Genomic DNA, 22036 nt, shown 5'->3' on the forward strand with positions numbered 1-22036 from the left:
GAGCCTTCCATGAAAGTTTACCGCTTCCTCTCCGAAGAAGACACATCCGCCTTTTGCCACAAGGTCACCGACGCGCTGAACAAAGGCTGGGAGCTTTACGGCTCCCCCACCCAAACATGGGACCACAAGGCCGGGGTCATGCGCTGCGGCCAAGCCGTGGTGAAAGACGCCCCCGGCACCTATTCGCCCGACACCAAATTGGGCGCGCAGTGATGAGCAAGACCAACCGGGGCCGCTTTTTCGAAGACTACAAACTGGGCGCGGTGCTGCATCACGCGGTGCCCCGCACAGTCGGCGCGGGCGAACGCGCGCTTTATCACGCGCTCTACCCCGCCCGGCACGCGCTCTATTCCGCCGACAGTTTCGCCCAGTCCTGCGGGCTGAAGGCCAGCCCGCTCGACGATATGATCGCCTTTCACATCGTCTTTGGCAAAACCGTGCCGGATGTCTCGCTCAATGCCGTGGCCAATCTGGGCTATGCCCAAGGCCGCTGGCTGCGCCCCGTCTGGCCCGGTGACACGCTGCGCGCCGAAAGCGAAGTGATCGGCCTCAAGCAAAACTCCAACGGCAAGACCGGCGTCGTCTGGGTCCGCACCACCGGGCTGAACCAGAATGACGAAACGGTGCTGGACTATGTCCGCTGGGTCATGGTGCGCAAAGGCGACCTCGACGCCCCCGCGCCCGAGACCACCCTGCCGGACCTGCCCGATGCGCTGACCGTGGATCAATTGCACATCCCGCAGGGCCTCGACTTTACCAATTACGACTTCGCCCGCGCCGGGGAGCCGCACCGCTGGGGCGATTATGAGGTCGGCGAAAAGATCGACCATGTCGACGGTGTCACGATCGAGGAAGCCGAACACATGATGGCCACGCGCCTGTGGCAGAACACCGCCAAGGTGCATTTTGACACCTCCGCCCGCCCCGACGGCTCGCGGCTGATCTATGGCGGTCATGTGATCTCCATGGCCCGCGCGCTGTCCTTCAACGGGCTGGCCAATGCGCAGATGGTCGTGGGGCTGAACGGCGGCGCCCATGCCAATCCCTGCCTTGCGGGCGATACCGTGCGTGCCTGGACCGAAGTGCTCGACAAGGCCGAGACGTCGGCCCCCGGTGTCGGTGCGCTGCGTCTGCGCCTTGTGGCGACCAAGGGCGGCGCCCCCTTCGAGATGCGCGACGAGGCCGGGAAATACCGCCCCGAGGTTTTGCTTGACCTCGATTACTGGGCGCTCATGCCGCGCTAAACAGCCGGTCCGCCCCTTCGGTGGGGCGGCCTATCCCCCCTTATTCAAGCAAAAATCAGCCGATTCGGAGCCGCTGAGCGGAAATGTGATCACACGTATTTATCGTGTGATCACAAAACTCATTTTTAGCTGGTCAAACCCGGCTTTCTCCGAAAAAACCCTTACAGGAACGAAAGTCATCCCCATACTACGGGGCAACTGGAACAGAAACGGGACCGTTTTCATGAACATCCACGAATATCAGGCAAAAGCCCTCCTGCGCAGCTATGGCGCCCCTGTCTCCGACGGCCGCGTTGTGCTGAAGGCAGAAGACGCCAAGAACGCAGCCGGCGAAATGGACGGGCCTCTCTGGGTTGTCAAAGCGCAGATTCACGCAGGCGGTCGCGGCAAGGGCAGCTTCAAAGAAGCCGCCGCTGGCGAAAAGGGCGGCGTGCGCCTTGCCAAATCCGTGGAAGAAGCGGCCGAGGAAGCCAAGAAGATGCTGGGCAAGACACTGGTCACGCACCAGACCGGCCCGGCAGGCAAGCAGGTCAACCGCATCTACATCGAAGACGGTTCCGACATCGAGCGTGAGCTGTACCTCGCCCTGCTGGTCGACCGTCAGACCAGCCGCATCTCCTTTGTCTGCTCCACCGAAGGCGGCATGGACATTGAAGAAGTCGCTGAAGCGACACCTGAGAAAATCCTCAGCTTCTCCGTCGACCCGGCCACCGGCTACCAGCCCTACCATGGCCGCCGCGTTGCCTTCTCGCTGGGTCTTGAGGGCGCCGCCGTCAAGCAATGCGTCAAGCTGATGGGTCAGCTCTACAAAGCCTTCATCGAGAAGGACATGGAGATGCTGGAGATCAACCCGCTGATCGTCATGCCCGGCAACGAACTCAAGGTGCTCGACGCCAAGGTCGGTTTCGACGGCAACGCCATGTACCGCCAGCCCGACATCGCCAACCTGCGCGACGAGACCGAGGAAGACGCTAAGGAACTCGAAGCCTCCAAGTATGACCTGAACTACATCGCGCTCGACGGTGAGATCGGCTGCATGGTGAACGGCGCGGGCCTTGCGATGGCGACCATGGACATCATCAAGCTCTACGGTGCGGAGCCTGCCAACTTCCTCGACGTGGGCGGTGGCGCGACCAAAGAGAAAGTGACCGAAGCCTTCAAGATCATCACCTCCGATGAGAACGTCAAAGGCATCCTCGTGAACATCTTCGGCGGCATCATGCGCTGTGACGTCATCGCCGAAGGCGTTGTCGCCGCGGTGAAAGAAGTCGGCCTGCAAGTGCCGCTAGTTGTCCGTCTCGAAGGCACGAACGTCGAAGAAGGCAAGGCGATCATCAACAACTCCGGTCTCGACGTCATCGCCGCCGACGACCTGAAGGATGGCGCGCAGAAGATCGTGAAAGCGGTCAAAGGCTAAGCCTTTTTGGCCAAGCCCGCAGGGCTTCGCGCCCGGGGGCATGGCCGATATCACCGTTCCCGCCGCCCTGCGGCGGCGGGGGCAGATGCGACGACACCGCGCCGCGCCCACCCGATCACGCAATGAGGTCAGTATGGATCAATCTCCCAAATCCTCCCCCGTTTTGACGGGTATTGCGCTATTGGGGGCGGGCATTCTGATCCGGCAATGGCAACCCGGCGCCCTGCGCCTGCCCGAACCGGTCAACCACCGGCGCCATGACCGTGGATTGCGCCGCGCCGCGCGGAAATCCCGTGACGGGCTGGCGATGATCCTGCCGTCGAACCTCACCGGCTCCATTGGCCGCAGCCTGATGATCATGGGTGCGGGCCTGCTGACCCTGCGGGTGCTGGACCTGCTGGTCGATCAAGATGAGCAGCTTTACTGATGCCCGTGCTGTCGCTCGCCCCCTTTACTCAACATGCGGCCAAGCCCGACAGCGCCCCGCGAAAGGCGGGCCTATGACACAGGCGCTTGCCTCTTCCCGCGCGGGCTGGTGGGTGATCCTTGCCCTGATCCTGGCCTTTGCCGCGCAGATGGTCGTTGTGAACGGCCTGCCCGCCGCCACCCAAACCACCCTGCTGGCCGAAGGCGGCTTTTACGAAAGCCTCTCCGTCGTGGGTTACATCCTTTGCATTCTCGCATTGGCCTGGACCCTGCGCGGCGCGGTGCTGCGGGTCTGGTATCTGCCGCTGGTGCTGGCGGTCATGGCAGCGCGCGAATTGGACCTCGACAAAAGCCTGTTCACCCGCGGCCTGTTTAAAGCCCGGCAGTATACCGGTGAGGGTGTCCCGCTGGGCGAGCGGCTAATCGCCGCGCTGATCCTTGCGCTGATCGTCACCGCCATCCTGCTGATGCTTCGGCGTCACGCCCGGCCCTATCTCACGGCCCTGTTTCGGGGCCGCGCTTGGGCGGGGGCCGTCCTGCTGGGGATCGGCTTCACCGTCGCTTACAAACTGCTCGACGGCATCGCGCGCAAACTCGCCCCCTTGGGGATCGAGATTTCCGCCGATGCCGAACGCACCGCCTTCGTCGTCGAGGAGATCGGGGAGCTTGGCATCCCGGTCATGTTCCTCGCCGCCATCCTGCTGTGGCCCGGCCCTGCGCCTGCCACGGCCCATCCCACCAACCGGGCGCACCGCGTCTGACGCCCCCGGGGCCTGCCCCCGGGATTAAACATCACCGACCAAGGAAGAAATCATGGCCGTACTAGTCAACGAAAACACCAAAGTCATCTGTCAGGGTCTGACCGGCTCTCAGGGGACGTTCCACACCGAACAGGCCATCGCCTATGGCACCAAGATGGTCGGCGGCGTGACCCCGGGCAAAGGCGGTCAAACGCATCTCGACCTGCCGGTCTTCAACTCCGTGCACGAAGCCAAACACGCGACCGAGGCCAATGCCTCCGTGATCTACGTCCCGCCCCCCTTCGCCGCCGACTCGATCCTTGAGGCAATCGACGCCGAGATGGAGCTGATCGTCTGCATCACCGAAGGCATCCCGGTGCTCGACATGGCCCGCGTCGCCCGCGCGCTCGAAGGTTCCAAGTCGCGCCTCATCGGCCCGAACTGCCCCGGTGTCATCACACCCGACGCCTGCAAGATCGGCATCATGCCGGGCCACATCCACCGTCGCGGCTCCGTCGGCGTCGTGTCCCGCTCGGGCACGCTGACCTATGAGGCCGTGAAGCAGACCACCGACATGGGCCTCGGCCAGTCCTCCGCCGTAGGCATCGGCGGCGACCCGATCAAAGGGACCGAGCATATCGACGTGCTGGAGATGTTCCTTGCCGATGACGAAACACAGTCGATCATCATGATCGGCGAAATCGGCGGCTCCGCCGAAGAGGAAGCGGCACAGTTCCTCGCCGATGAGAAGAAGAAGGGCCGCTGGAAGCCCACCGCTGGTTTCATCGCAGGCCGGACCGCCCCTCCCGGACGCCGCATGGGCCACGCAGGCGCGATCGTCGCCGGTGGCAAGGGCGACGCGGAGAGCAAGATCGAAGCGATGAAAGAAGCCGGGATCGTGGTCGCCGACAGCCCCGCCACACTGGGCGAAGCGGTCAAAGAAGCGATCGACAAAGGCTGATGCCTGCCGGGCGGGCCATGGCCCGCCCATTGACCCACTCCGCAAAGCACTATGTTTTGCGGGGTCTTGATAAAAACCACCCGGCGTCGCCGACAGCGAAGGAGGGCAAGATGCACATTCAGACCGCGGTCAATCTCTGCCCGCTTTCGCCCGGCGCCGGCCCGCGGGCAAACGCCCGATCCGGCGGCCTCGCAGGGCCCTGCACCTCCGCCTTCGATACCTATGGCCCCCCGCCCCGGGCCTGACTATAGACCGACCCTGATTCTGACCCTGTCCCGTCTGCCCCGCCGAACAAAGGTGACCCAATGACCGACCAACCCGCCAACGAACAATTCCACGCCTCTTCCTTTATGGAAGGCGACAACGCGGAATATCTTGAGGCGATGTACGCCCGCTATGCCAACGATCCCAACGCGGTTGACGAGGCATGGCAAACGTTCTTTGCGGCGATGGGCGATGACGCCGAAACCGCGCAAGCCGAGGCCGCTGGCCCCTCTTGGGCACGCCCCGATTGGCCCCCCGCCCCGCAGAGCGAGGTGATGGGCGCGCTGACCGGCGTCTGGCCCGAACCGACCGAGGCGAAGGCCGCAGGCGAGAAGATCAAGAAAAAGGCCGAGGAAAAGGGCGTGCCCGTTTCCGACGATCAAATCCGCGCCGCCGTGCTCGACAGTATCCGCGCGCTCATGCTGATCCGCGCCTACCGCATTCGTGGCCACCTCGCCGCCACGCTCGACCCTCTGGGCATGCGCGACATGGGCGAACAGCCCGAGCTTGACCCCAAGTCCTACGGTTTCACCGATGCCGACATGGACCGCCCGATCTTCATCGACAATGTGCTCGGCCTCGAAGTGGCCACCATGAAGCAGATCGTCGGCATCGTCCGCTCGACCTACTGCGGCACCTTCGCGCTGCAATATATGCATATCTCCGACCCCGAACAGGCCGGTTGGTTGAAAGAGCGGATCGAAGGCTACGGCAAGGAAATCGCCTTTACCAAGGAAGGCCGCAAGGCAATCCTGAGCAAGCTGGTCGAAGCCGAAGGTTTCGAAAAATTCCTCCACGTCAAATACATGGGCACCAAACGTTTCGGCCTCGATGGCGGCGAAAGCCTTGTCCCGGCGATGGAGCAGATCATCAAGCGCGGCGGCCAGTTGGGCGTCAAGGACATCGTCATCGGGATGCCCCACCGGGGCCGCCTCTCGGTCCTTGCCAACGTCATGCAAAAGCCCTACCGCGCGATCTTTAACGAATTCCAAGGCGGCAGCTTCAAACCCGACGATGTGGATGGCTCGGGCGATGTGAAATACCACCTCGGCGCGTCGTCCGACCGTGAGTTTGACGGCAACTCCGTGCACCTGTCGCTGACCGCGAACCCCTCCCACCTTGAAGCGGTGAACCCCGTGGTGCTGGGCAAGGTCCGCGCCAAGCAGGACCAATTGAACGACGAAGACCGCACCGCCGTCATGCCCGTGCTCCTGCACGGTGACGCGGCTTTTGCGGGCCAAGGCGTCGTGGCCGAATGTTTCGCGCTTTCGGGCCTCAAGGGCCATAAGACCGGCGGCACCATGCATATCGTGGTGAACAACCAGATCGGCTTCACCACCGCGCCGCATTTCTCGCGCTCCTCCCCCTATCCGACCGACAACGCGCTTGTGGTCGAGGCGCCGATCTTCCACGTCAACGGCGATGATCCCGAAGCGGTCGTTCACGCCGCCCGCGTCGCGACCGAGTTCCGCCAGAAGTTCCACAAGGACGTGGTCATCGACATTTTCTGCTACCGCCGCTTTGGTCACAACGAAGGCGACGAGCCGATGTTCACCAACCCGGTGATGTACAAGAGCGTCAAGAAACAGAAAACCACGCTGAGCCTTTATACCTCGCGTCTGGTGGCCGACGGTCTGATCCCCGAGGGTGAGATCGAAGACATGAAGACCGCCTTCCAGAACCATCTGAATGATGAGTTCGAAGCCGGAAAAGACTACCGCCCGAACAAGGCCGACTGGCTGGACGGCAAATGGTCCGGCATGGACAAAAAGAACAAGTCCTACCAGCGCGGCAAAACCGCCATCGCCCCCGAGACGCTGCAAGACGTCGGTAAGGCGATCACCACCGCGCCCGAGGGCTTCCCCCTGCATAAAACCATCGGTCGCCTGCTCGACGCGAAGAAGAAGATGTTCGAAAGCGGTGAGGGCTTTGACTGGGCCACGGCTGAGGCGCTCGCCTTCGGCTCCCTGCTGACCGAGGGGTACAAGGTCCGTCTGTCGGGTCAGGACAGCACGCGCGGCACCTTCAGCCAACGGCACTCGGCCTTCATCAACCAAGAGAACGAAGACCGTTACTACCCGCTGAACCACATCCGCGAAGGTCAGGCCGAATATGAGGTCATCGACTCCATGCTCAGCGAATATGCGGTGCTGGGCTTTGAATACGGCTACTCGTTGGCCGAACCCAATGCGCTGACGCTTTGGGAGGCGCAGTTCGGCGACTTCGCCAATGGCGCGCAGATCATGTTCGACCAGTTCATCTCAAGCGGTGAAAGCAAATGGCTGCGCATGTCGGGCCTCGTCTGCCTGATGCCGCATGGCTATGAGGGTCAGGGGCCCGAGCACTCCTCGGCCCGTCTGGAGCGTTTCCTCACCATGTGCGGTGGCGACAACTGGATCGTGGCGAACTGCACCACGCCCGCCAACTACTTCCACATCCTGCGCCGCCAGCTGCACCGCAGCTACCGCAAGCCGCTGATGTTGATGACGCCCAAGTCGCTGCTGCGCCACAAGCTGGCCATCAGCAAGGCCGATGAATTCACCACTGGGTCAAGCTTCCACCGGGTGCTTTGGGATGACGCCGAAAAGGGCAACTCCGACACCAAACTGGTCGCGGATGACAAGATCAAGCGCGTGGTGATGTGTTCGGGCAAGGTCTATTACGACCTGCTGGAAGAGCGTGACGCCCGCGGCATCGACGACATCTACCTCCTGCGCTTCGAGCAGTTCTACCCCTTCCCCGCGCAATCCGCCGTGAAGGAGCTGGAACGCTTCAAAGGGGCCGAGATGATCTGGTGTCAGGAAGAGCCCAAGAACCAAGGTGCATGGTCCTTCATCGAGCCCAATATCGAATGGGTTCTGGGCCGCATCGACGCGAAACATGGCCGCGCCTCCTATGTGGGCCGCGCCACCTCGGCCTCGCCCGCCACGGGTCTGGCCAGCCAGCACAAAGCACAACAAGCCGCCCTCGTTGACGAGGCGCTGACCATCAAAGGAAAGTAAACCATGACAACCGAAGTACGCGTCCCAACGCTGGGCGAATCCGTCACAGAAGCCACCGTTGCCACATGGTTCAAGAAACCCGGTGATACCGTCGCGGTGGATGAAATGCTCTGCGAGTTGGAAACCGACAAGGTGACTGTCGAGGTGCCCTCCCCCGTCGCAGGCACCCTGAGCGAGATCGTGGCCCAAGAAGGCGACACCGTGGGCGTCGACGCCCTTCTGGCCAATGTCAGCGAAGGCGACAGCGGCTCGGCGGCCGCGCCCAAGGCCAAGGAAGCCGCCGAAGACTCTGGCACCGCCTCCCAGTCCGACCGTGGCGGCGATGCGCCCAAAGCAATCGACGCAGGCGCTACCGAAGTCGCCGCCCGCGAAGGTCAAAGCATCGACGTGCAAGTGCCCACCTTGGGCGAGTCGGTGACCGAAGCGACCGTGAGCACTTGGTTCAAAAAGGTCGGCGACAAGGTCGAAGCCGATGAGATGCTCTGCGAGTTGGAGACCGACAAAGTTAGCGTCGAAGTCCCCGCCCCCGCCGCAGGCGTGCTGGCCGAAATCTTTGCCGAAGAAGGCAGCACAGTCGAAGCATCCGCCACACTGGCCGCGCTGACCACCGGCGCAGGCGCTGCTGCCCCCAAGGGTGAAGACGCGCAATCCGGTGCCGGTGCCGCGCCTGAGACCAAGCCCGCCGATGGCAAAGATGTCGAAGACGCGCCTTCCGCCAAGAAAGCGATGGCCGAAGCAGGCATCAGCCGCGATCAGGTCACAGCTTCGGGCCGCGATGGCCGCGTGATGAAGGAAGACGTGGCCAAAGCCGTGGCCGCAGGCGCCTCCGCGCCGAAAGCCGAGGCGAAACCCGCAGCACCGCGCGCCGCCTCCGCCCCCGATGACGCCGCCCGCGAAGAGCGCGTCAAGATGACCCGCCTCAAGCAGACCATGGCGCGTCGCCTAAAGGAAGCGCAGAACACCGCCGCGATCCTGACGACCTTTAACGAGGTCGACATGACCGAGGTCATGGCCCTGCGCAACGCCTACAAGGCCGACTTCGAGAAGAAGCACGGCGTGCGGATGGGCTTCATGTCCTTCTTCACCAAGGCCTGCTGCCACGCGCTGAAAGAGATCCCCGAGGTCAACGCCGAGATCGACGGCACCGACGTGATCTACAAGAACTACGTCCATATGGGCGTCGCCGCAGGCACGCCCACGGGCCTCGTGGTGCCGGTGATCAAGGACGCCGACGCGATGTCCTTTGCCGAGATCGAGAAGGCCGTGAACGCCATGGGCAAGAAAGCCCGTGACGGCAAGCTGACCATGGCCGACATGACCGGCGGCACCTTCACCATCTCCAACGGCGGTGTCTACGGCTCGCTGATGACCGCGCCGATCCTGAACCCGCCGCAGTCCGGCATCCTCGGCATGGCCAAGATTCAGGACCGCCCGATGGCGATCAACGGTGAGGTCGTGATCCGTCCGATGATGTATATCTCGCTCAGCTACGACCACCGCCTGATCGACGGCAAAGGTGCTGTGACCTTCCTCGTCCGCGTCAAAGAGATGCTGGAAGATCCGCGCCGTCTGTTGATGGATCTGTGATACTATGGGCGGGGGGCGACCCCCGCCCTATCTACCTGTGGACCCGTGGGTTTTCCCACATAGCGAAAGGACACAGACCATGAGTGAAACCACCCTCCTCGCCGCCTATGGCCTTCTGGTCATGCTTACGATCCTCTTGCAGGTGTTGGGCGCGACCCGGCAACTCTCGATGGGCTACCTGATGTCCTCGCGCGACGAGACGCGCACCACAACCGGGATGACCGCCCGTCTGGGCCGCGCGCTTGATAACTCTGTCGTGGCCATGGCGATCTTCGCCCCCGCCGTGCTGCTGGTCGAGATCATGGGCCGCAACAACAGCGCCACCTTGCTCGCCGCACAGGTCTTTTTGCTGGCGCGGATCATCTATTTGATCGTCTACGCCCTCGGCGTGCCGACGATCCGCACGCTGGCGTGGCTCGCAGGCTATGCCGCCACCGCCGTTCTTTATTTCCACGCGCTCTGAAAGGCATTCCCATGCAGATGATCTGCCACTTCGACGTCACCGATTTCGCCGCTTGGAAAGACGCATTCGACGCCGATGCCGAAGCGCGGCGCAATGCGGGGCTCTCGGTGCTGCAAATCTGGCAACACGCCGACAGCAGCACGAAAGCCTCTGTCCTGTTGGATGTGAACGACCGCAAAAAGGCCGATGACTGGCTCGCCCGATCAGATGCGCTGAGCAGCGATGACAAGGGCACCGTGACCAGTTCCACCGCCTATTTCGTGAAATCCGCATGAGCGCCGAGCTGACCGTCCTGACCCTCGCGGCCCTGCTACAGGGGCTGCAATTCGTGCTCTACGCCGTGCCCGCCAACCGGGAGCTTGGCCCCGGCTACACCATGTCGGCGCGCGACCGTGAGCCGTCGCGCGCGATGAGCGACCGCACCGCCCGTCTGGGCCGCGCGCTCGACAACCATTTCGAAGGGCTGATCCTTTTCGGCATCGCCGTGGGCGTGGTGCAGATGTCGGGCCAGAACACCGCCTTCACCGCCGCCTGCGCTTGGGTCTATCTCATCGCCCGGCTGCTCTATATTCCCGCCTATGCGCTTGGCCTGCGCCCGCATCGGTCGTTCATCTGGATCATCGGTTTCGCCGCGACCATGCTGATGCTGCTGGCGGCCCTCGTTTAACCCTATCCCCAAACACCCGCAGGCAGCGGCGCTTGCACCTGAAACCCGCGCCTCATACCTTGCCTGCACCACCCGACTGCTAAGGAGACCCCCCATGTCGAGCTATGATGTCATCGTGATCGGCTCCGGCCCCGGCGGCTATGTCGCCGCCATCCGTTGCGCGCAACTGGGCCTGAAAACCGCCTGTGTCGAAGGCCGTGAGACCCTCGGCGGCACCTGCCTCAACGTGGGCTGCATCCCCTCCAAGGCGCTGCTCCACGCCACGCATATGCTGCATGAGGCCGAGCATAATTTCGAAGAGATGGGTCTCAAGGCGAAAGCGCCGACCGTCGATTGGAAGCAGATGCTGACCTACAAAGACAAGACCATCGAGACCAACACCAAAGGCATCGAATTCCTGTTCAAAAAGAACAAGATTGACTGGCTCAAGGGCTGGGGTTCGATCCCCGAGGCGGGCAAGGTCAAGGTCGGCGATGAGGTCCATGAGGCCAAGAACATCATCATCGCCTCCGGCTCTGAAGCCGCAGGGCTGCCGGGCGTCGAAGTCGACGAGAAAACCGTCGTCACCTCCACCGGCGCGCTGGAACTGGGCAAGATCCCCAAGAAGATGGTGGTGATCGGCGCAGGCGTGATCGGGCTGGAACTGGGCAGCGTCTATGCCCGTCTCGGCACCGAGATTACGGTCGTCGAATATCTCGACGTGATCACCCCCGGCATGGACCCCGAGGTGCAAAAGACCTTCCAGCGCATGCTGAAAAAGCAGGGGCTGAACTTCGTCATGGGCGCTGCCGTGCAGAAAACCGAAGTCGCCAAAGGCAAGGCCACGGTCAGCTACAAGCTGCGCAAGGACGACAGCGAACATGAGATCGAAGCCGATGCCGTGCTCGTCGCCACAGGCCGCAAGCCGGTGATCAAAGGCATGGGGCTCGACGATCTCGGCATCAAGATGACCGAGCGCGGCCAGATCGCCGTCAACGACCAGTGGGAGACCTCCGTCAAAGGCGTCTATGCCATCGGCGACGTGATCGAAGGCCCGATGCTGGCCCATAAGGCCGAGGACGAAGGCATGGCCGCCGCCGAAGTCATCGCGGGCAAGCATGGCCATGTGAACTACGGCGTGATCCCCGGCGTGATCTACACCCACCCGGAAGTCGCCAGCGTGGGCGAGACCGAGGCAACGCTGAAGGAAGCGGGCCGGGCCTATAAAGTCGGCAAATTCTCCTTCATGGGCAACGCGCGGGCCAAAGCGGTCTTTGCCGGCGACGGTTTCGTCAAGCTGATCGCGGATAAGGAGACTGACCGCATCCTCGGCTGCCACATCATCGGCCCCGGCGCGGGCGATCTGATCCACGAGGTCTGCGTGGCGATGGAATTCGGTGCCTCGGCGCAGGATCTGGCGATGACCTGCCACGCGCATCCGACCTATTCCGAAGCCGTGCGCGAAGCCGCACTGGCCTGCGGCGACGGGCCGATCCACATGTAAGACGACGGGGCGGGCCAAGGGTCCGCCCCTTTTCGTTGCGCAGGCGGCGCACGCTGCGGCTATCGCGCATTAACCACCCTGCCCTACAACCTCCCCCGTCGCGACATTCACGGAAGACGAGGCCCCTTGCGGGTCATGTCGATACGTAGAGACATGCAGGGTGACGCCTGTCTTTTCCACCTCCCCCGGCGGCGCCGCTACTTTCAACGGCTTCCTAAATATCTGAGATTGCATCCCACGAAACCATCGTTTCAGCGGGCACTACAGCATGCCGACAAATCGCAAAGGGCAGCGCCGACCCGCGGGATGGTGCTGCAAGCGCCCCCCAGGGGGGCGGGTCGGCGCTGCCCGGCCTGCGGCCGGGCGGGTCATTCCGAGAGCCCCTCGAAGACCAATAAAGGCGAGCGGGCCGCGCCTATTCCGCCTCCGTAGGCCGCCACCCCGCCTCGCGCAGCAGCGCGTCGGAATGGCTCTCCACCTCCTGCTCCAACCGCGCCATGAAGGCGCGCTTGTCCAGCCCCGGCTCGATCGGCTCCAGAAACTCCACCACGGCCAAGCCCGGGCGGCGGTAGAGCCCCCGGCGCGGCCAGAAGTAGCCCGCATTTGTCGCCGCAGGCACGCAGACCTGTCCCAGTTGATCGTAAAGCACCGCCGTGCCGACCTTGTAAGGCGCGCTGAGCCCCGGGGCGACACGGGTGCCTTGGGAATAGATCACGATCTGCCCCGGCTCCACCCGGCCCGCGTTCACGTCTTCCATCATCTTGGTAATCGCCTGCCCGCGCTTGCCCCGGTTCACGGCGATCATTTGCATCCGCTTGGTGTATTGCCCGATCACCGGCGTCCAAAGCACCTCGCGCTTCATGATGAACTTGGCCCGCGGCAGGGCGTGGAAGATCATGATGATATCGAGGAACGATTGATGTTTGGCCGCGATCAGAACCTCACCCTCGGGGATTTGGCCGCGCACTTCGCAGCGCAGCCCGATCAGCCAACGCGCCGTCCACATGGCCCAAGCGGCATAGGCTTTGCAGCCCGCATAGGCCCCGCGTTTGGAAAACATCGCCCAAGGCGCGAAGGCCAGCCCGATCACCGGCATCGCCACGGTCACCTGCACGATATAAAGGATCGAGCGGACCCACTGCAGCAGCTTCATGTCAACTCCCTCAATGTACGCCGCGCGGCGGCCCCGGTGGCGGCAAAGGCGACCGCGCCGACGAGAAGCGGCACCATCAGCGGCACGGCCCAATGCCAGCCCTGGAAGCCCAAGCCGGTCAGAAATCCGCCCGCCTCGCCCGCGTCAGGCAGCAACACCACCGCGATCATGCCCAAAGTCGCGCCCGCCGCCGCACCCAGCAGCGCGCGCAGGGTGAAACGGCGGATGAAGGCCCGCGCGATATAGTCATCGGTCGCCCCCACCAGCCGCAGCACCGCGATCACCTGCGCATTGGCCGCAAGCGCCGCTTGCGCGGCAAGCGTCACCATCGCGGCCACCGCAGCCCCGATCAACAGCGTCGAAATCCAGCCCAAGAGGCGCAGACGGCTCGCTGCCGCCACCAGCGGCGCGCGCCAACGGCTGTGATCGTCCAACACCGCGCCCGGCACCTCAGCCGAGAGACGCAGGCGCAGGCCCACGGGGTCCAACCCCTCGCCCTCCTCGACCACTTCGATCAGGCGCGGCACCGGCAGGTTCTCCATCGCCAATTCCGGGCCAAACCACGGGGCGAGCAGCACTTCTTGCTCCGCATCCGTCAGGGCACGGGCCGAAGCCACACCCTTGGTCGTCTGCAACACCTTCAAAGCCGCCTCCGTCTGGGCCGCACGTTGGTCCAGCGGCGCCACGATCCGCACCGTCGCCGACTGCGCCAACTCCTGCCCCCAGACCTGCGCCAAACGGCCCGATGCCAGCGACAGCGCCAAGGCAAAGACCGCCAGAAAGGCCATCGCCCCCGCTGCGAAAAGCGTCAGTTGCGCGGTGAACCCTGAAGGCGGCACCACGCGGTCGGCCTGCCGATCACCTTTGAAAATCGCGCGCAGGGCGCCCAGATCGAAGCGCTTCACAGATCCGCCCCCGCCAGTTGGATGCGCCGGTTCGCGATACGCAGCACGCGGGCCTGCACATGCGCCTTGGTGGCGCGGATGAGGCCCAGATCATGGGTGGCGATCAACACGGTCTTGCCCATGCGGTTCAACTCGATCAGCAGGCGCAGCAGCCGCTGGGACATCTCCCAGTCAATGTTCCCCGTCGGCTCATCCGCCAAGATCACATCGGGGGACATGATCACCGCGCGCGCCAATGCGGCCCGCTGCCGCTCCCCGCCCGAAAGCTCAGGCGGCAGGGCGTCGGCGCGGTTGGTAAGGCCAACCCAAGACATCAATTCTTCCAGATCGGTGCCCCCCGCCTCGGCCCCACGGCCCGAGACATTCAGCGGCAGGGCCACATTCTCGGTCAGCGGGAGGTGGTCGAGGAATTTCACGTCCTGATGCACCACGCCGACGCGGCGGCGCATCAGCGCGATGTCATCGCGTCCCAGCCCGCGCACGTCTTGCCCGAACATCCGCAGATGCCCCGCCGTGGGCAAAAGCGCCCCGTAGCAGAGCTTCATCAAGGTGGTCTTGCCCGCGCCCGAGGGGCCGGTCAGAAAATGGAAGGATCCGGGGGCGAGTTTCAGCGTGATGTCGGACAGCAATTCGCCCCCGCCATAGCTGTAGGCCACATTTTCGAGCTCTATCACGCATCCACCTTAAAAAACTTCGACCTGTTGTGCCTCAGCACCGGAAAGGATTCAATCACTCAGAACCCCAGCACCCTGCCCAGATATCACTTTTCCTACGTTATTCTAGGACATATGCTGCCCGTTACGATCTCAGAGCACCGAACGAACCCAGGAATGACCATGCGGCTGATCTGCCCCAACTGCGACGCGCAATACGAAGTCCCCGACGATGTGATGCCGGCTGCAGGGCGTGACGTGCAATGTTCCAACTGTGGGCAGACGTGGTTCCAGCATCACCCCGACAACGCGCCGGAGGCCGAAGAGGATGATTTCGCCGACGACGTGATGCGGATGAAGCAGCGCGGCCCGGATGAGGACACGGAAGCCGCCGCAGCGGCCAGCCTGCCCGATTTGCAGCCCTTCGGCGATGAAGAGGAAGACGCGCCCTTCGAAGACGAATTCGACCCCGAGGAGGAAACGCCCCAACCCGCCCCCGCCGCGCCGGTGCGCCGCCCCCTCGACCCCGCCATCGCCGAGATCCTCCGCCAAGAGGCCGCGGCAGAGCAAGAAGCCCGCCGCCGTCGCCAGTCGGAACCGCTGGAAAGCCAGCCGGACCTCGGCCTAGAAGACGCGCCCCGGCCCCAGCCGCAGCAAAGGGCTGAGATTGCGGCAGAAGACCATGTGCCCGAGGATGAAGACGCCCGCCGCGCCCATGAGGCCCGGCTGCGCATGGCCAAGATGCGCGGAGAGCCGGTCCCGGAAAGCGAAGTTGACGCCTATGGCAGCGCCTCGCGCCGCGATCTTCTGCCCGATATCGAAGAGATTAACTCGACCCTGCGCCATGACGGGCAAGAGGGCGCGCAGGCCGGGCCCACCCCCACCGCCGCGCTCGACCGCCCCGAAAAGCCGCAGAAATCCGGCGGGTTCATGCGGGGGTTCACCATAATGATCGTCTTGGCGGCCCTGCTCGCGGCGGTCTATGTCTACGCGCCCGAGATCGCGCAATCCCTGCCGCAGGCCGATCCCTATTTGTCGTCCTATGTGGCATGGATGGACGATGCGCGGCTCTGGCTCGACGGGCAGTTGCAAGACCTGCTGGTCTGGCTCGACACCGTGGCGACCCAGTCGCAGGGCTAGGCCCGATCAGAACCGATCCAACAGCCTGTTGAGGTAATCCCGCTCCACTTCGGGCCGCTCCGCCTCGCCCGAGCGGCGGCGGATTTCGTCCAGCAACCGCCGCGCGCGGCCCTGATCGTCCGGCCCCTGCGCCAGCGGCGCGTCCGAGCTATTGGCTCCGCTGCCGCCCTGCTCACGCCCAAGCGGATCGCGCCCCTCGCCGCGCTGATCGCCGCCCTCTGCCGTGCCTTGGCCCGGCTGGCCTGCGCGTTGCTCCTGTTCCATCGCTTCACCGAGGGCGCGCATGCCCTCGCGCAGCGCTTCCATCGCCTGCGCCTGATTGTCGATCGCCTCGGCCAGTTCATCGCGGCGCAGCGCCTCTCCGGCGCGGTCCATCGCCTCGCCCGCGCGGTCCAGCGCGTCGCGGGCCACGTCCCCCTCAGCCGTGCCCTGCCCGGGCAAACGCCCTTGCTGGCGGCGCAGCTCGTCGCGCAGTGCTTGCTGGCGTCCGGCCAGCCCTTCCTCGCCCCCTTCTTCACCAGAGGGGCCGCCCTGCCCGCGCTGGCCTTCATGGCTCTCGCCGCGCCCCTGCCCGCCGTTGCGCCCTTCGTTGCCGTCACTCTCGCCCGCGCCGGTGCCGGGGTTGAACTGCTCTTGCAGGTCGCGGAAGGCCTGATCGCTCAGCCCCTGTTGCTCACGCAGCGTGTCCGACAGCCCCTCCATCGCCTGCTCACCGGGCGAATTGCCGCCCTGACCCGGCTGGCCTTCGGTGACGCGCATGTTCTCCATCATTTCCTGCAACTGGCGCAGCGCCTCGGCGGCCTCGGCCATGCGGCCCTGCTCCATCAACTCCTGAATGCGGTCCATCATGCGTTGCAGATCGTCTTGGGTCATCTGCATCGCCTCGCCCTGCGGCTGCTGGTCTTCGCCCGCGCCCTCCTGCGCCTGCTGGCGCTGGAGTTGCTCAAGGTAGTCTTCGGTGGCGCGGCGCAACTCGTCCATCAACTCGGCGATTTCGGCCTGAGAGGCACCGTTCTTCATCGCCTCGTTCAGCCGGTCCTGCGCGCGGCGCATCCGCTCAAGCGCATCGGCCAACACGCCTTCTTCCAACTCAATCGCCAGCGCCCAGAGGTCTTCGGCCAGATCGGTCTGCACCTCTTCATCCAGCCCGTAGCGCGCCCGCAGTTCCAATCGCCGGATTACCTGCTTGAGCCGCAGTGCTGTCACCTCCGAGCGCAGGTCATCCCCGGGGGCGTAGGTCACGGCGCGCAGCACCTGCGCGATGCGCGGTGCATTGGCGCGCGACCACAAAAGATCGCGCCGCATCTCAATCACCGCTGCTGCCGCCGGATCGAAAAAGCGCCGCCCCGGCAAGGTCAACTGGGTCCACTCGGTCACGGCCTGCTGTTCGGAGGCGTCCAAGACCGAAAGTTGCAGCGACACCGGCAAATTGGCCCATGGGTGTTTCGAGAAATTCTCGATCAACGTCTCTTCGAAATCCCGCCGGTCGCCGCTGATCGGCATGGGCAGCGGCACGACGATCTCAGGCCGCGGCTCGGGGTCGACGGTCAGACCATAGCGTCGGTCGACGGAGGCCAGATCGAGGCTGATCCGCGCCTCTCCGGCTTCGACGCCATAGTCGTCGCGCGCAAGGAACGGCAGGCTCATCTCTCCCAAGGCGGTCACCTCAGGCGGGCCGAGCCGTTCGACCTGCGGCACGGCATCGGGCAAAAGCGTGATCTGCCACGCCCGCGCCCCCGGCCCGTCGATGCTGATCTCACCGCTTTGGCGCAGGGTGAAATCCTGCGCGGGTTCCGAGGATGCCGCCACCTCGCGGCCCGAGACGTTCTCCGCCACCGTCAACGCGCCCAATTCGCCATAGAGCCGCAGGGTGATCAGCGTGCCCTCAGGCAGCGACAGCGCCCCGGCCTCAAGATCGTTGAGGTAGAGCGTCGGCTTGCCGGTATGGCGCGGCGGCTCGGCCCAGCCTTCCCAAACGGGGCCGGAGGCGAGCGTGCCGCCCGTCCCGCCGGGGGCCAGATGCGTCACCTCGCCCAACCGCCAGACGGAGCCGAAGACAAGCGCCACGATGAACCCAAGCAAAGCCACATAGCGCAGCGCATAGGGATCGGCCTGCGCGACCCGAAGGTCGCCCTTCACCGGCTTGGCCGCAGCCGCCCGCGCAGCCATGCGCCGCTGATGCGCCTGCCAGACCGCCGCCGAGGCGGCATCGCTTGCGCCAATCGCCTGATCGTCCAAGAGCGCCCGAATGGGCCGCCCCGGCAGGCTGGCATCCAAGCGCGCCAGCGCCGCCGCGCGGGATGGCAGACGGAAACGGCGCAGCGCAAAGATCAGAGTAAAGAGGGCCGCAAGACTGATGACGGCCAGCACCGCCCAAAGCGCGCCGCCCGCCAAAGCATCCTGCGCCCCCATCATCAGCACCGCCAGCACCAGCGCCAGCATGGGCCAGAACGCCTGCACCATGGCCTCGGCCAGCATCCCCGCCCAGGTCAGCCGCAGGGGCCAACGCAAAGCGCGCAGCCCGTCTGTCCTGTCAGTGGATCTCTCCATGCGTCACGCTCCGGTGGCCCGGCGGCGGGATGCCGTCAAAGCCATTCAGGGATGGTATCGCGGTTTATCATTTCGTCAAAGCTTGGCCGTGGGCGGATAACCGCGAATTGATCGCCATTCACCAGCACCTCGGGGATCAGGGGTCGCGAATTATACTCGCTGCTCATCACCGCGCCATAAGCCCCGGCAGAACGGAAGGCCACCAGATCGCCTGAGCCGAGCACCGGCATCATCCGCTGTTTGGCAAAAGTATCACCGGATTCGCAGACCGGGCCCACGATATCGACGGGGCGCGGTTCGGCCCCCGGGGCGGGTTCGTTCAGCGGCACGATGTCATGCCATGCGTCATACATCGCGGGGCGGATCAGATCGTTCATCGCGGCATCAAGGATCAGAAAATCGCGGCCCTCGCCGGATTTAAGATAGATCACCTCGCTCACCAGCACACCTGCGTTGCCCGCGATCAGGCGGCCCGGCTCGATCTCGACCTCGCAGCCCAGATGCCCCAGCGTGCGCTGGACCATCGCACCGTAATCCGTGGGCAGCGGCGGGGCGGAATTGGACCGCTCGTAGGGAATGCCCAGCCCCCCGCCGAGGTCGAGCCGCCGGATCTCATGGCCATCGGCGCGCAGGACCTCGGTCAGCTCCGCGACCTTGCCGTAGGCTTGCTCAAAGGGGGCAAGATCGGTCAACTGGCTGCCGATATGCACGTCGATGCCGACGATCTTGAGCCCCGGCAGTTTGGCCGCCATGGCATAGACTTCGCGGGCGCGGGCGATGGGGATGCCGAACTTATTCTCGCTCTTGCCGGTGGCGATCTTGGCGTGGGTCTTCGCGTCGACATCCGGGTTTACGCGGATGGTGATCGGGGCCACTTTGCCCAATTCACGCGCCACGACATCCAGCAGGATCATCTCTGGCTCGCTCTCGACGTTGAACTGGCGGATGCCCCCCGTCAGCGCCAATTCGATCTCTTCCCGGGTCTTGCCAACGCCGGAAAAGACGATCCTGTCGCCCGGCACGCCCGCCGCCTTGGCCCGGCGGTATTCCCCGCCCGAGACCACATCCATCCCCGCGCCCGCCTGCGCCAACGTGCGCAAGACGGCTTGGTTGGAGTTCGCCTTCATCGCGTAGCAGACCAGATGGTCCATCCCCGACAGCGCGTCGTCAAAAAGGTGGAAATGGCGCAGCAGCGTGGCGGTGGAATAGACATAGACGGGCGTGCCCACGGCGGCGGCAATCTCGGCCAGGCTTACGTCTTCGGCGTGCAACACACCGTCTTTATAGAGAAAATGATCCATCTGCGCTTGGCCCCATGTCGTCGCCGCTTATCTGATGGGCGCTGTCCGCAGGAACAGATAGAGCGGCAGGCCACAGCTCACCCCAATACAGAACGTGGCGGGAATGGCAATCAGGCTGAGGAAATTGCGCCGCACGGCGACCTCGGCAATGATCCAGATGGTCAAAGTGACGGCAGCGATGGTCAGATCCCAGACCAGCCCGCTGGTGGCGGCATTGGCGTGCCATGCGTCCACCATGGCGCTCAGGCTCCAGCCTTCGGCGTTGAACCATGTGACGAAGTAATACATCGGATGCACCGCGCCCCAGACCGCGAGGGCGAGGTAGAGCATCCGCAAAAGCGACATCAGAAACTCTTGACCACGCCGACGGTGGCATAGCCCGACAGGCTGATCCCCGGCTCGGTCGGCGGTGTCGGCGCGGCCTGCCGTGGGCTGGGCTGCGGCGGGGTGCAAGCGGCCAAGGCAAGCGCCCCGGCCACCAGTGTGATCTGCAACAGCGGCCTCACGACCCGGCCCCGAGCGAGACGGAGAACGGCCCCCGGCGCAGCCCAACCGCCGTCCCTACCGAGACGCCCGACGAGGACATGGTGATGCTGCTGCTCGCCGTGGGCCGCACCGGTTCGCCATCCGCGCCACAGGCGGCAAGGCTTAACAGGGAAAGGGCCGCAAGGAGGCGTTTCACTTCAGGATTTCCTTCCAACGCGCGATCTGGGCACGCACCTGCGCAGGCGCGGTGCCGCCGTAGGACATGCGCGAGTTTACCGAATTTTCGACGCCAAGCACATCAAAAACATCCGCAGTGATCTCGGCATGGACCGATTGCATCTGCTCCAGCGTCAGGTCCGGCAAATCGCAACCCTGCGCTTCGGCCATGGCGACCAGCGTGCCGGTCACGTGATGCGCGTCGCGGAAGGGCAGGTTCGGGACCCGCACCAGCCAATCGGCCAGATCGGTGGCGGTGGAAAAGCCCGAGCCCGCGGCGGCGGCGAGGTTCTCACGCTCGGCGGTCATGTCGCCCACCATGCCGGTCATCGCGGCCAGCGCCAGCATCAGGTTGTCGGCAGCGTCAAAGACCTGCTCTTTGTCCTCTTGCATGTCCTTGGAATAGGCCAGCGGCAGCCCCTTCATCACCATCATCAGCGCGGTGTTCGCGCCGAAGATGCGGCCTACCTTGGCGCGGATGAGCTCGGCGGCATCGGGGTTCTTCTTCTGCGGCATGATCGAGGAGCCGGTCGAGAAGCGATCCGACAGCGCCACGAAACGGAACTGCGCGGAGGACCAGATCACCAGTTCCTCGGCGAAGCGCGACAGGTGCATGGCGCAGATGCTGGCGGCTGACATGAATTCCAGCGCGAAGTCGCGGTCGCTCACCGCGTCGAGGGAGTTCGCGGTGGGGCGGTCGAAACCAAGCGCCTCTGCCGTCATCTCGCGGTCGATCGGGAAGGAGGTGCCAGCCAGTGCGGCGGCCCCCAACGGGCATTCGTTCATCCGCGCCCGCGCATCGCGGATGCGCGACAGGTCACGGCCAAACATCTCGACATAGGCCATCATGTGATGCCCCCATGTGACCGGCTGGGCGGTTTGCAAATGCGTAAAGCCCGGCATGACCCAATCGGCCCCCGCTTCGGCCTGAGACAAAAGCGCGCGGATCAGGGCTTGCAGCCCCTCGTCGGCGGCGTCCAACTGGTCGCGCACCCAGAGCTTGAAATCGGTCGCGACTTGGTCATTACGGCTGCGGCCCGTGTGCAGGCGGCCTGCGGGCTCTCCGATCAGGTCTTTCAGCCGCGCCTCCACGTTCATGTGGATGTCTTCGAGCGCGGCGGAGAATTCGAACCGGCCCTCTTCGATCTCTGACAAGATTGTGAGAAGCCCTTCCCGTATCGCGTCAGCGTCGTTATCAGTCAGGATGCCTGTGGCTGCCAGCATGGCGGCATGGGCACGCGACCCTTTGATGTCTTGCGCGGCCATCCGTTTGTCGAACCCGATCGAGGCGTTGATCGCCTCCATGATCGCATCCGGTCCGGCGGCGAAACGCCCGCCCCACATTTTGTTCGAGGTCGTGTCGGTCATGTTGAATACC

General features: G+C 64.4%; 22 protein-coding genes. 13 read left to right on the top strand and 9 right to left on the bottom strand.

Going from position 1 to position 22036, the window contains the following annotated elements:
- Positions 1 to 9 precede the first annotated feature (9 nt).
- The 12 genes from ACGYK4_RS10315 (at position 10) to lpdA (ending at position 12254) form a co-directional block, all read left to right on the top strand.
- The gene (locus ACGYK4_RS10315) at positions 10 to 213 is read left to right on the top strand and encodes a DUF1737 domain-containing protein (RefSeq protein WP_394456327.1); all 204 of its coding nucleotides are present in this window, start codon (positions 10 to 12) and stop codon (positions 211 to 213) included.
- Positions 213 to 1244: a MaoC family dehydratase gene (locus ACGYK4_RS10320; RefSeq protein WP_394456328.1), complete on the top strand. Its 1032-nt coding sequence runs from the start codon at positions 213 to 215 to the stop codon at positions 1242 to 1244. The genes ACGYK4_RS10315 and ACGYK4_RS10320 overlap by 1 nt, the downstream gene beginning before the upstream one ends.
- 223 nt (positions 1245 to 1467) lie before the next feature.
- Positions 1468 to 2661: an ADP-forming succinate--CoA ligase subunit beta gene (gene sucC, locus ACGYK4_RS10325; RefSeq protein ID WP_067261910.1), complete on the top strand. Its 1194-nt coding sequence runs from the start codon at positions 1468 to 1470 to the stop codon at positions 2659 to 2661.
- A 133-nt stretch (positions 2662 to 2794) separates the two neighbouring features.
- A complete protein-coding gene (locus tag ACGYK4_RS10330; protein ID WP_322329219.1) occupies positions 2795 to 3088 on the top strand; it encodes a hypothetical protein in 294 nt (97 codons plus the stop codon).
- 73 nt (positions 3089 to 3161) lie between these two features.
- Positions 3162 to 3848, top strand: a complete 687-nt coding sequence (locus ACGYK4_RS10335) for a hypothetical protein (RefSeq protein ID WP_394456330.1) — start codon at positions 3162 to 3164, stop codon at positions 3846 to 3848.
- Positions 3849 to 3900: 52 nt separating this feature from the next.
- The gene (sucD, locus tag ACGYK4_RS10340; protein ID WP_067261915.1) at positions 3901 to 4788 is read left to right on the top strand and encodes a succinate--CoA ligase subunit alpha; all 888 of its coding nucleotides are present in this window, start codon (positions 3901 to 3903) and stop codon (positions 4786 to 4788) included.
- Positions 4789 to 5093: 305 nt separating this feature from the next.
- Positions 5094 to 8054, top strand: a complete 2961-nt coding sequence (locus tag ACGYK4_RS10345; protein WP_271691985.1) for a 2-oxoglutarate dehydrogenase E1 component — start codon at positions 5094 to 5096, stop codon at positions 8052 to 8054.
- A gap of 3 nt (positions 8055 to 8057) precedes the next feature.
- Positions 8058 to 9641 (top strand): 2-oxoglutarate dehydrogenase complex dihydrolipoyllysine-residue succinyltransferase, encoded by a 1584-nt coding sequence (odhB, locus tag ACGYK4_RS10350; RefSeq protein WP_394456331.1) that lies wholly within the window; start codon positions 8058 to 8060, stop codon positions 9639 to 9641.
- Positions 9642 to 9720: 79 nt separating this feature from the next.
- Entirely contained in the window at positions 9721 to 10104 is a 384-nt protein-coding gene (locus ACGYK4_RS10355) for an MAPEG family protein (RefSeq protein ID WP_271691987.1), read from the top strand.
- Positions 10105 to 10115: 11 nt separating this feature from the next.
- On the top strand, positions 10116 to 10379 hold the full coding sequence (locus ACGYK4_RS10360; RefSeq protein WP_271691988.1) for a hypothetical protein: 264 nt from the start codon (positions 10116 to 10118) through the stop codon (positions 10377 to 10379).
- Positions 10376 to 10771, top strand: a complete 396-nt coding sequence (locus ACGYK4_RS10365; protein WP_394456333.1) for an MAPEG family protein — start codon at positions 10376 to 10378, stop codon at positions 10769 to 10771. Before ACGYK4_RS10360 ends, ACGYK4_RS10365 begins: the two co-directional genes overlap by 4 nt.
- 94 nt (positions 10772 to 10865) lie before the next feature.
- Positions 10866 to 12254 carry a dihydrolipoyl dehydrogenase gene (lpdA, locus tag ACGYK4_RS10370; protein ID WP_394456335.1) on the top strand — a complete coding sequence of 463 codons (1389 nt, stop codon included), beginning with the start codon at positions 10866 to 10868 and terminating at the stop codon, positions 12252 to 12254.
- 415 nt (positions 12255 to 12669) lie between these two features.
- Here the strand turns inward: lpdA and ACGYK4_RS10375 are convergent, their stop codons facing one another.
- From ACGYK4_RS10375 to ACGYK4_RS10385, 3 genes are read right to left on the bottom strand one after another with little or no spacing between them, the layout of a single operon-like run.
- A complete protein-coding gene (locus ACGYK4_RS10375) occupies positions 12670 to 13407 on the bottom strand; it encodes a lysophospholipid acyltransferase family protein (RefSeq protein WP_394456337.1) in 738 nt (245 codons plus the stop codon).
- Positions 13404 to 14312 carry a cell division protein FtsX gene (locus tag ACGYK4_RS10380; protein ID WP_394456339.1) on the bottom strand — a complete coding sequence of 303 codons (909 nt, stop codon included), beginning with the start codon at positions 14310 to 14312 and terminating at the stop codon, positions 13404 to 13406. The genes ACGYK4_RS10375 and ACGYK4_RS10380 overlap by 4 nt, the downstream gene beginning before the upstream one ends.
- A complete protein-coding gene (locus tag ACGYK4_RS10385) occupies positions 14309 to 14986 on the bottom strand; it encodes a cell division ATP-binding protein FtsE (RefSeq protein ID WP_067261931.1) in 678 nt (225 codons plus the stop codon). The genes ACGYK4_RS10380 and ACGYK4_RS10385 overlap by 4 nt, the downstream gene beginning before the upstream one ends.
- 162 nt (positions 14987 to 15148) lie before the next feature.
- Here ACGYK4_RS10385 and ACGYK4_RS10390 point away from each other — a divergent pair, with 162 nt between their 5' ends.
- Entirely contained in the window at positions 15149 to 16105 is a 957-nt protein-coding gene (locus ACGYK4_RS10390; RefSeq protein ID WP_394456340.1) for a zinc-ribbon domain-containing protein, read from the top strand.
- A 6-nt stretch (positions 16106 to 16111) separates the two neighbouring features.
- On the opposite strand, the gene ACGYK4_RS10395 is transcribed toward ACGYK4_RS10390, so the two are convergent.
- From ACGYK4_RS10395 to argH, 6 genes are read right to left on the bottom strand one after another with little or no spacing between them, the layout of a single operon-like run.
- Positions 16112 to 18655, bottom strand: coding sequence for a DUF4175 domain-containing protein (locus ACGYK4_RS10395; protein ID WP_394456342.1), 2544 nt, complete (start codon positions 18653 to 18655; stop codon positions 16112 to 16114).
- Between the two features lie 35 nt (positions 18656 to 18690).
- The gene (lysA, locus tag ACGYK4_RS10400) at positions 18691 to 19956 is read right to left on the bottom strand and encodes a diaminopimelate decarboxylase (protein WP_394456343.1); all 1266 of its coding nucleotides are present in this window, start codon (positions 19954 to 19956) and stop codon (positions 18691 to 18693) included.
- 27 nt (positions 19957 to 19983) lie between these two features.
- Positions 19984 to 20301 carry a DUF2834 domain-containing protein gene (locus ACGYK4_RS10405; RefSeq protein WP_394456344.1) on the bottom strand — a complete coding sequence of 106 codons (318 nt, stop codon included), beginning with the start codon at positions 20299 to 20301 and terminating at the stop codon, positions 19984 to 19986.
- Positions 20301 to 20450 carry a hypothetical protein gene (locus tag ACGYK4_RS10410; RefSeq protein ID WP_156505620.1) on the bottom strand — a complete coding sequence of 50 codons (150 nt, stop codon included), beginning with the start codon at positions 20448 to 20450 and terminating at the stop codon, positions 20301 to 20303. Before ACGYK4_RS10410 ends, ACGYK4_RS10405 begins: the two co-directional genes overlap by 1 nt.
- Before the next feature lie 8 nt (positions 20451 to 20458).
- The gene (locus ACGYK4_RS10415) at positions 20459 to 20638 is read right to left on the bottom strand and encodes a hypothetical protein (protein WP_271689320.1); all 180 of its coding nucleotides are present in this window, start codon (positions 20636 to 20638) and stop codon (positions 20459 to 20461) included.
- Positions 20635 to 22026 carry an argininosuccinate lyase gene (gene argH / locus ACGYK4_RS10420; protein WP_394456346.1) on the bottom strand — a complete coding sequence of 464 codons (1392 nt, stop codon included), beginning with the start codon at positions 22024 to 22026 and terminating at the stop codon, positions 20635 to 20637. Before argH ends, ACGYK4_RS10415 begins: the two co-directional genes overlap by 4 nt.
- Positions 22027 to 22036 lie beyond the last annotated feature (10 nt).

This window comes from Sulfitobacter sp. 1A13368 (assembly GCF_043557275.1).
GTDB lineage: Bacteria > Pseudomonadota > Alphaproteobacteria > Rhodobacterales > Rhodobacteraceae > Sulfitobacter > Sulfitobacter faviae.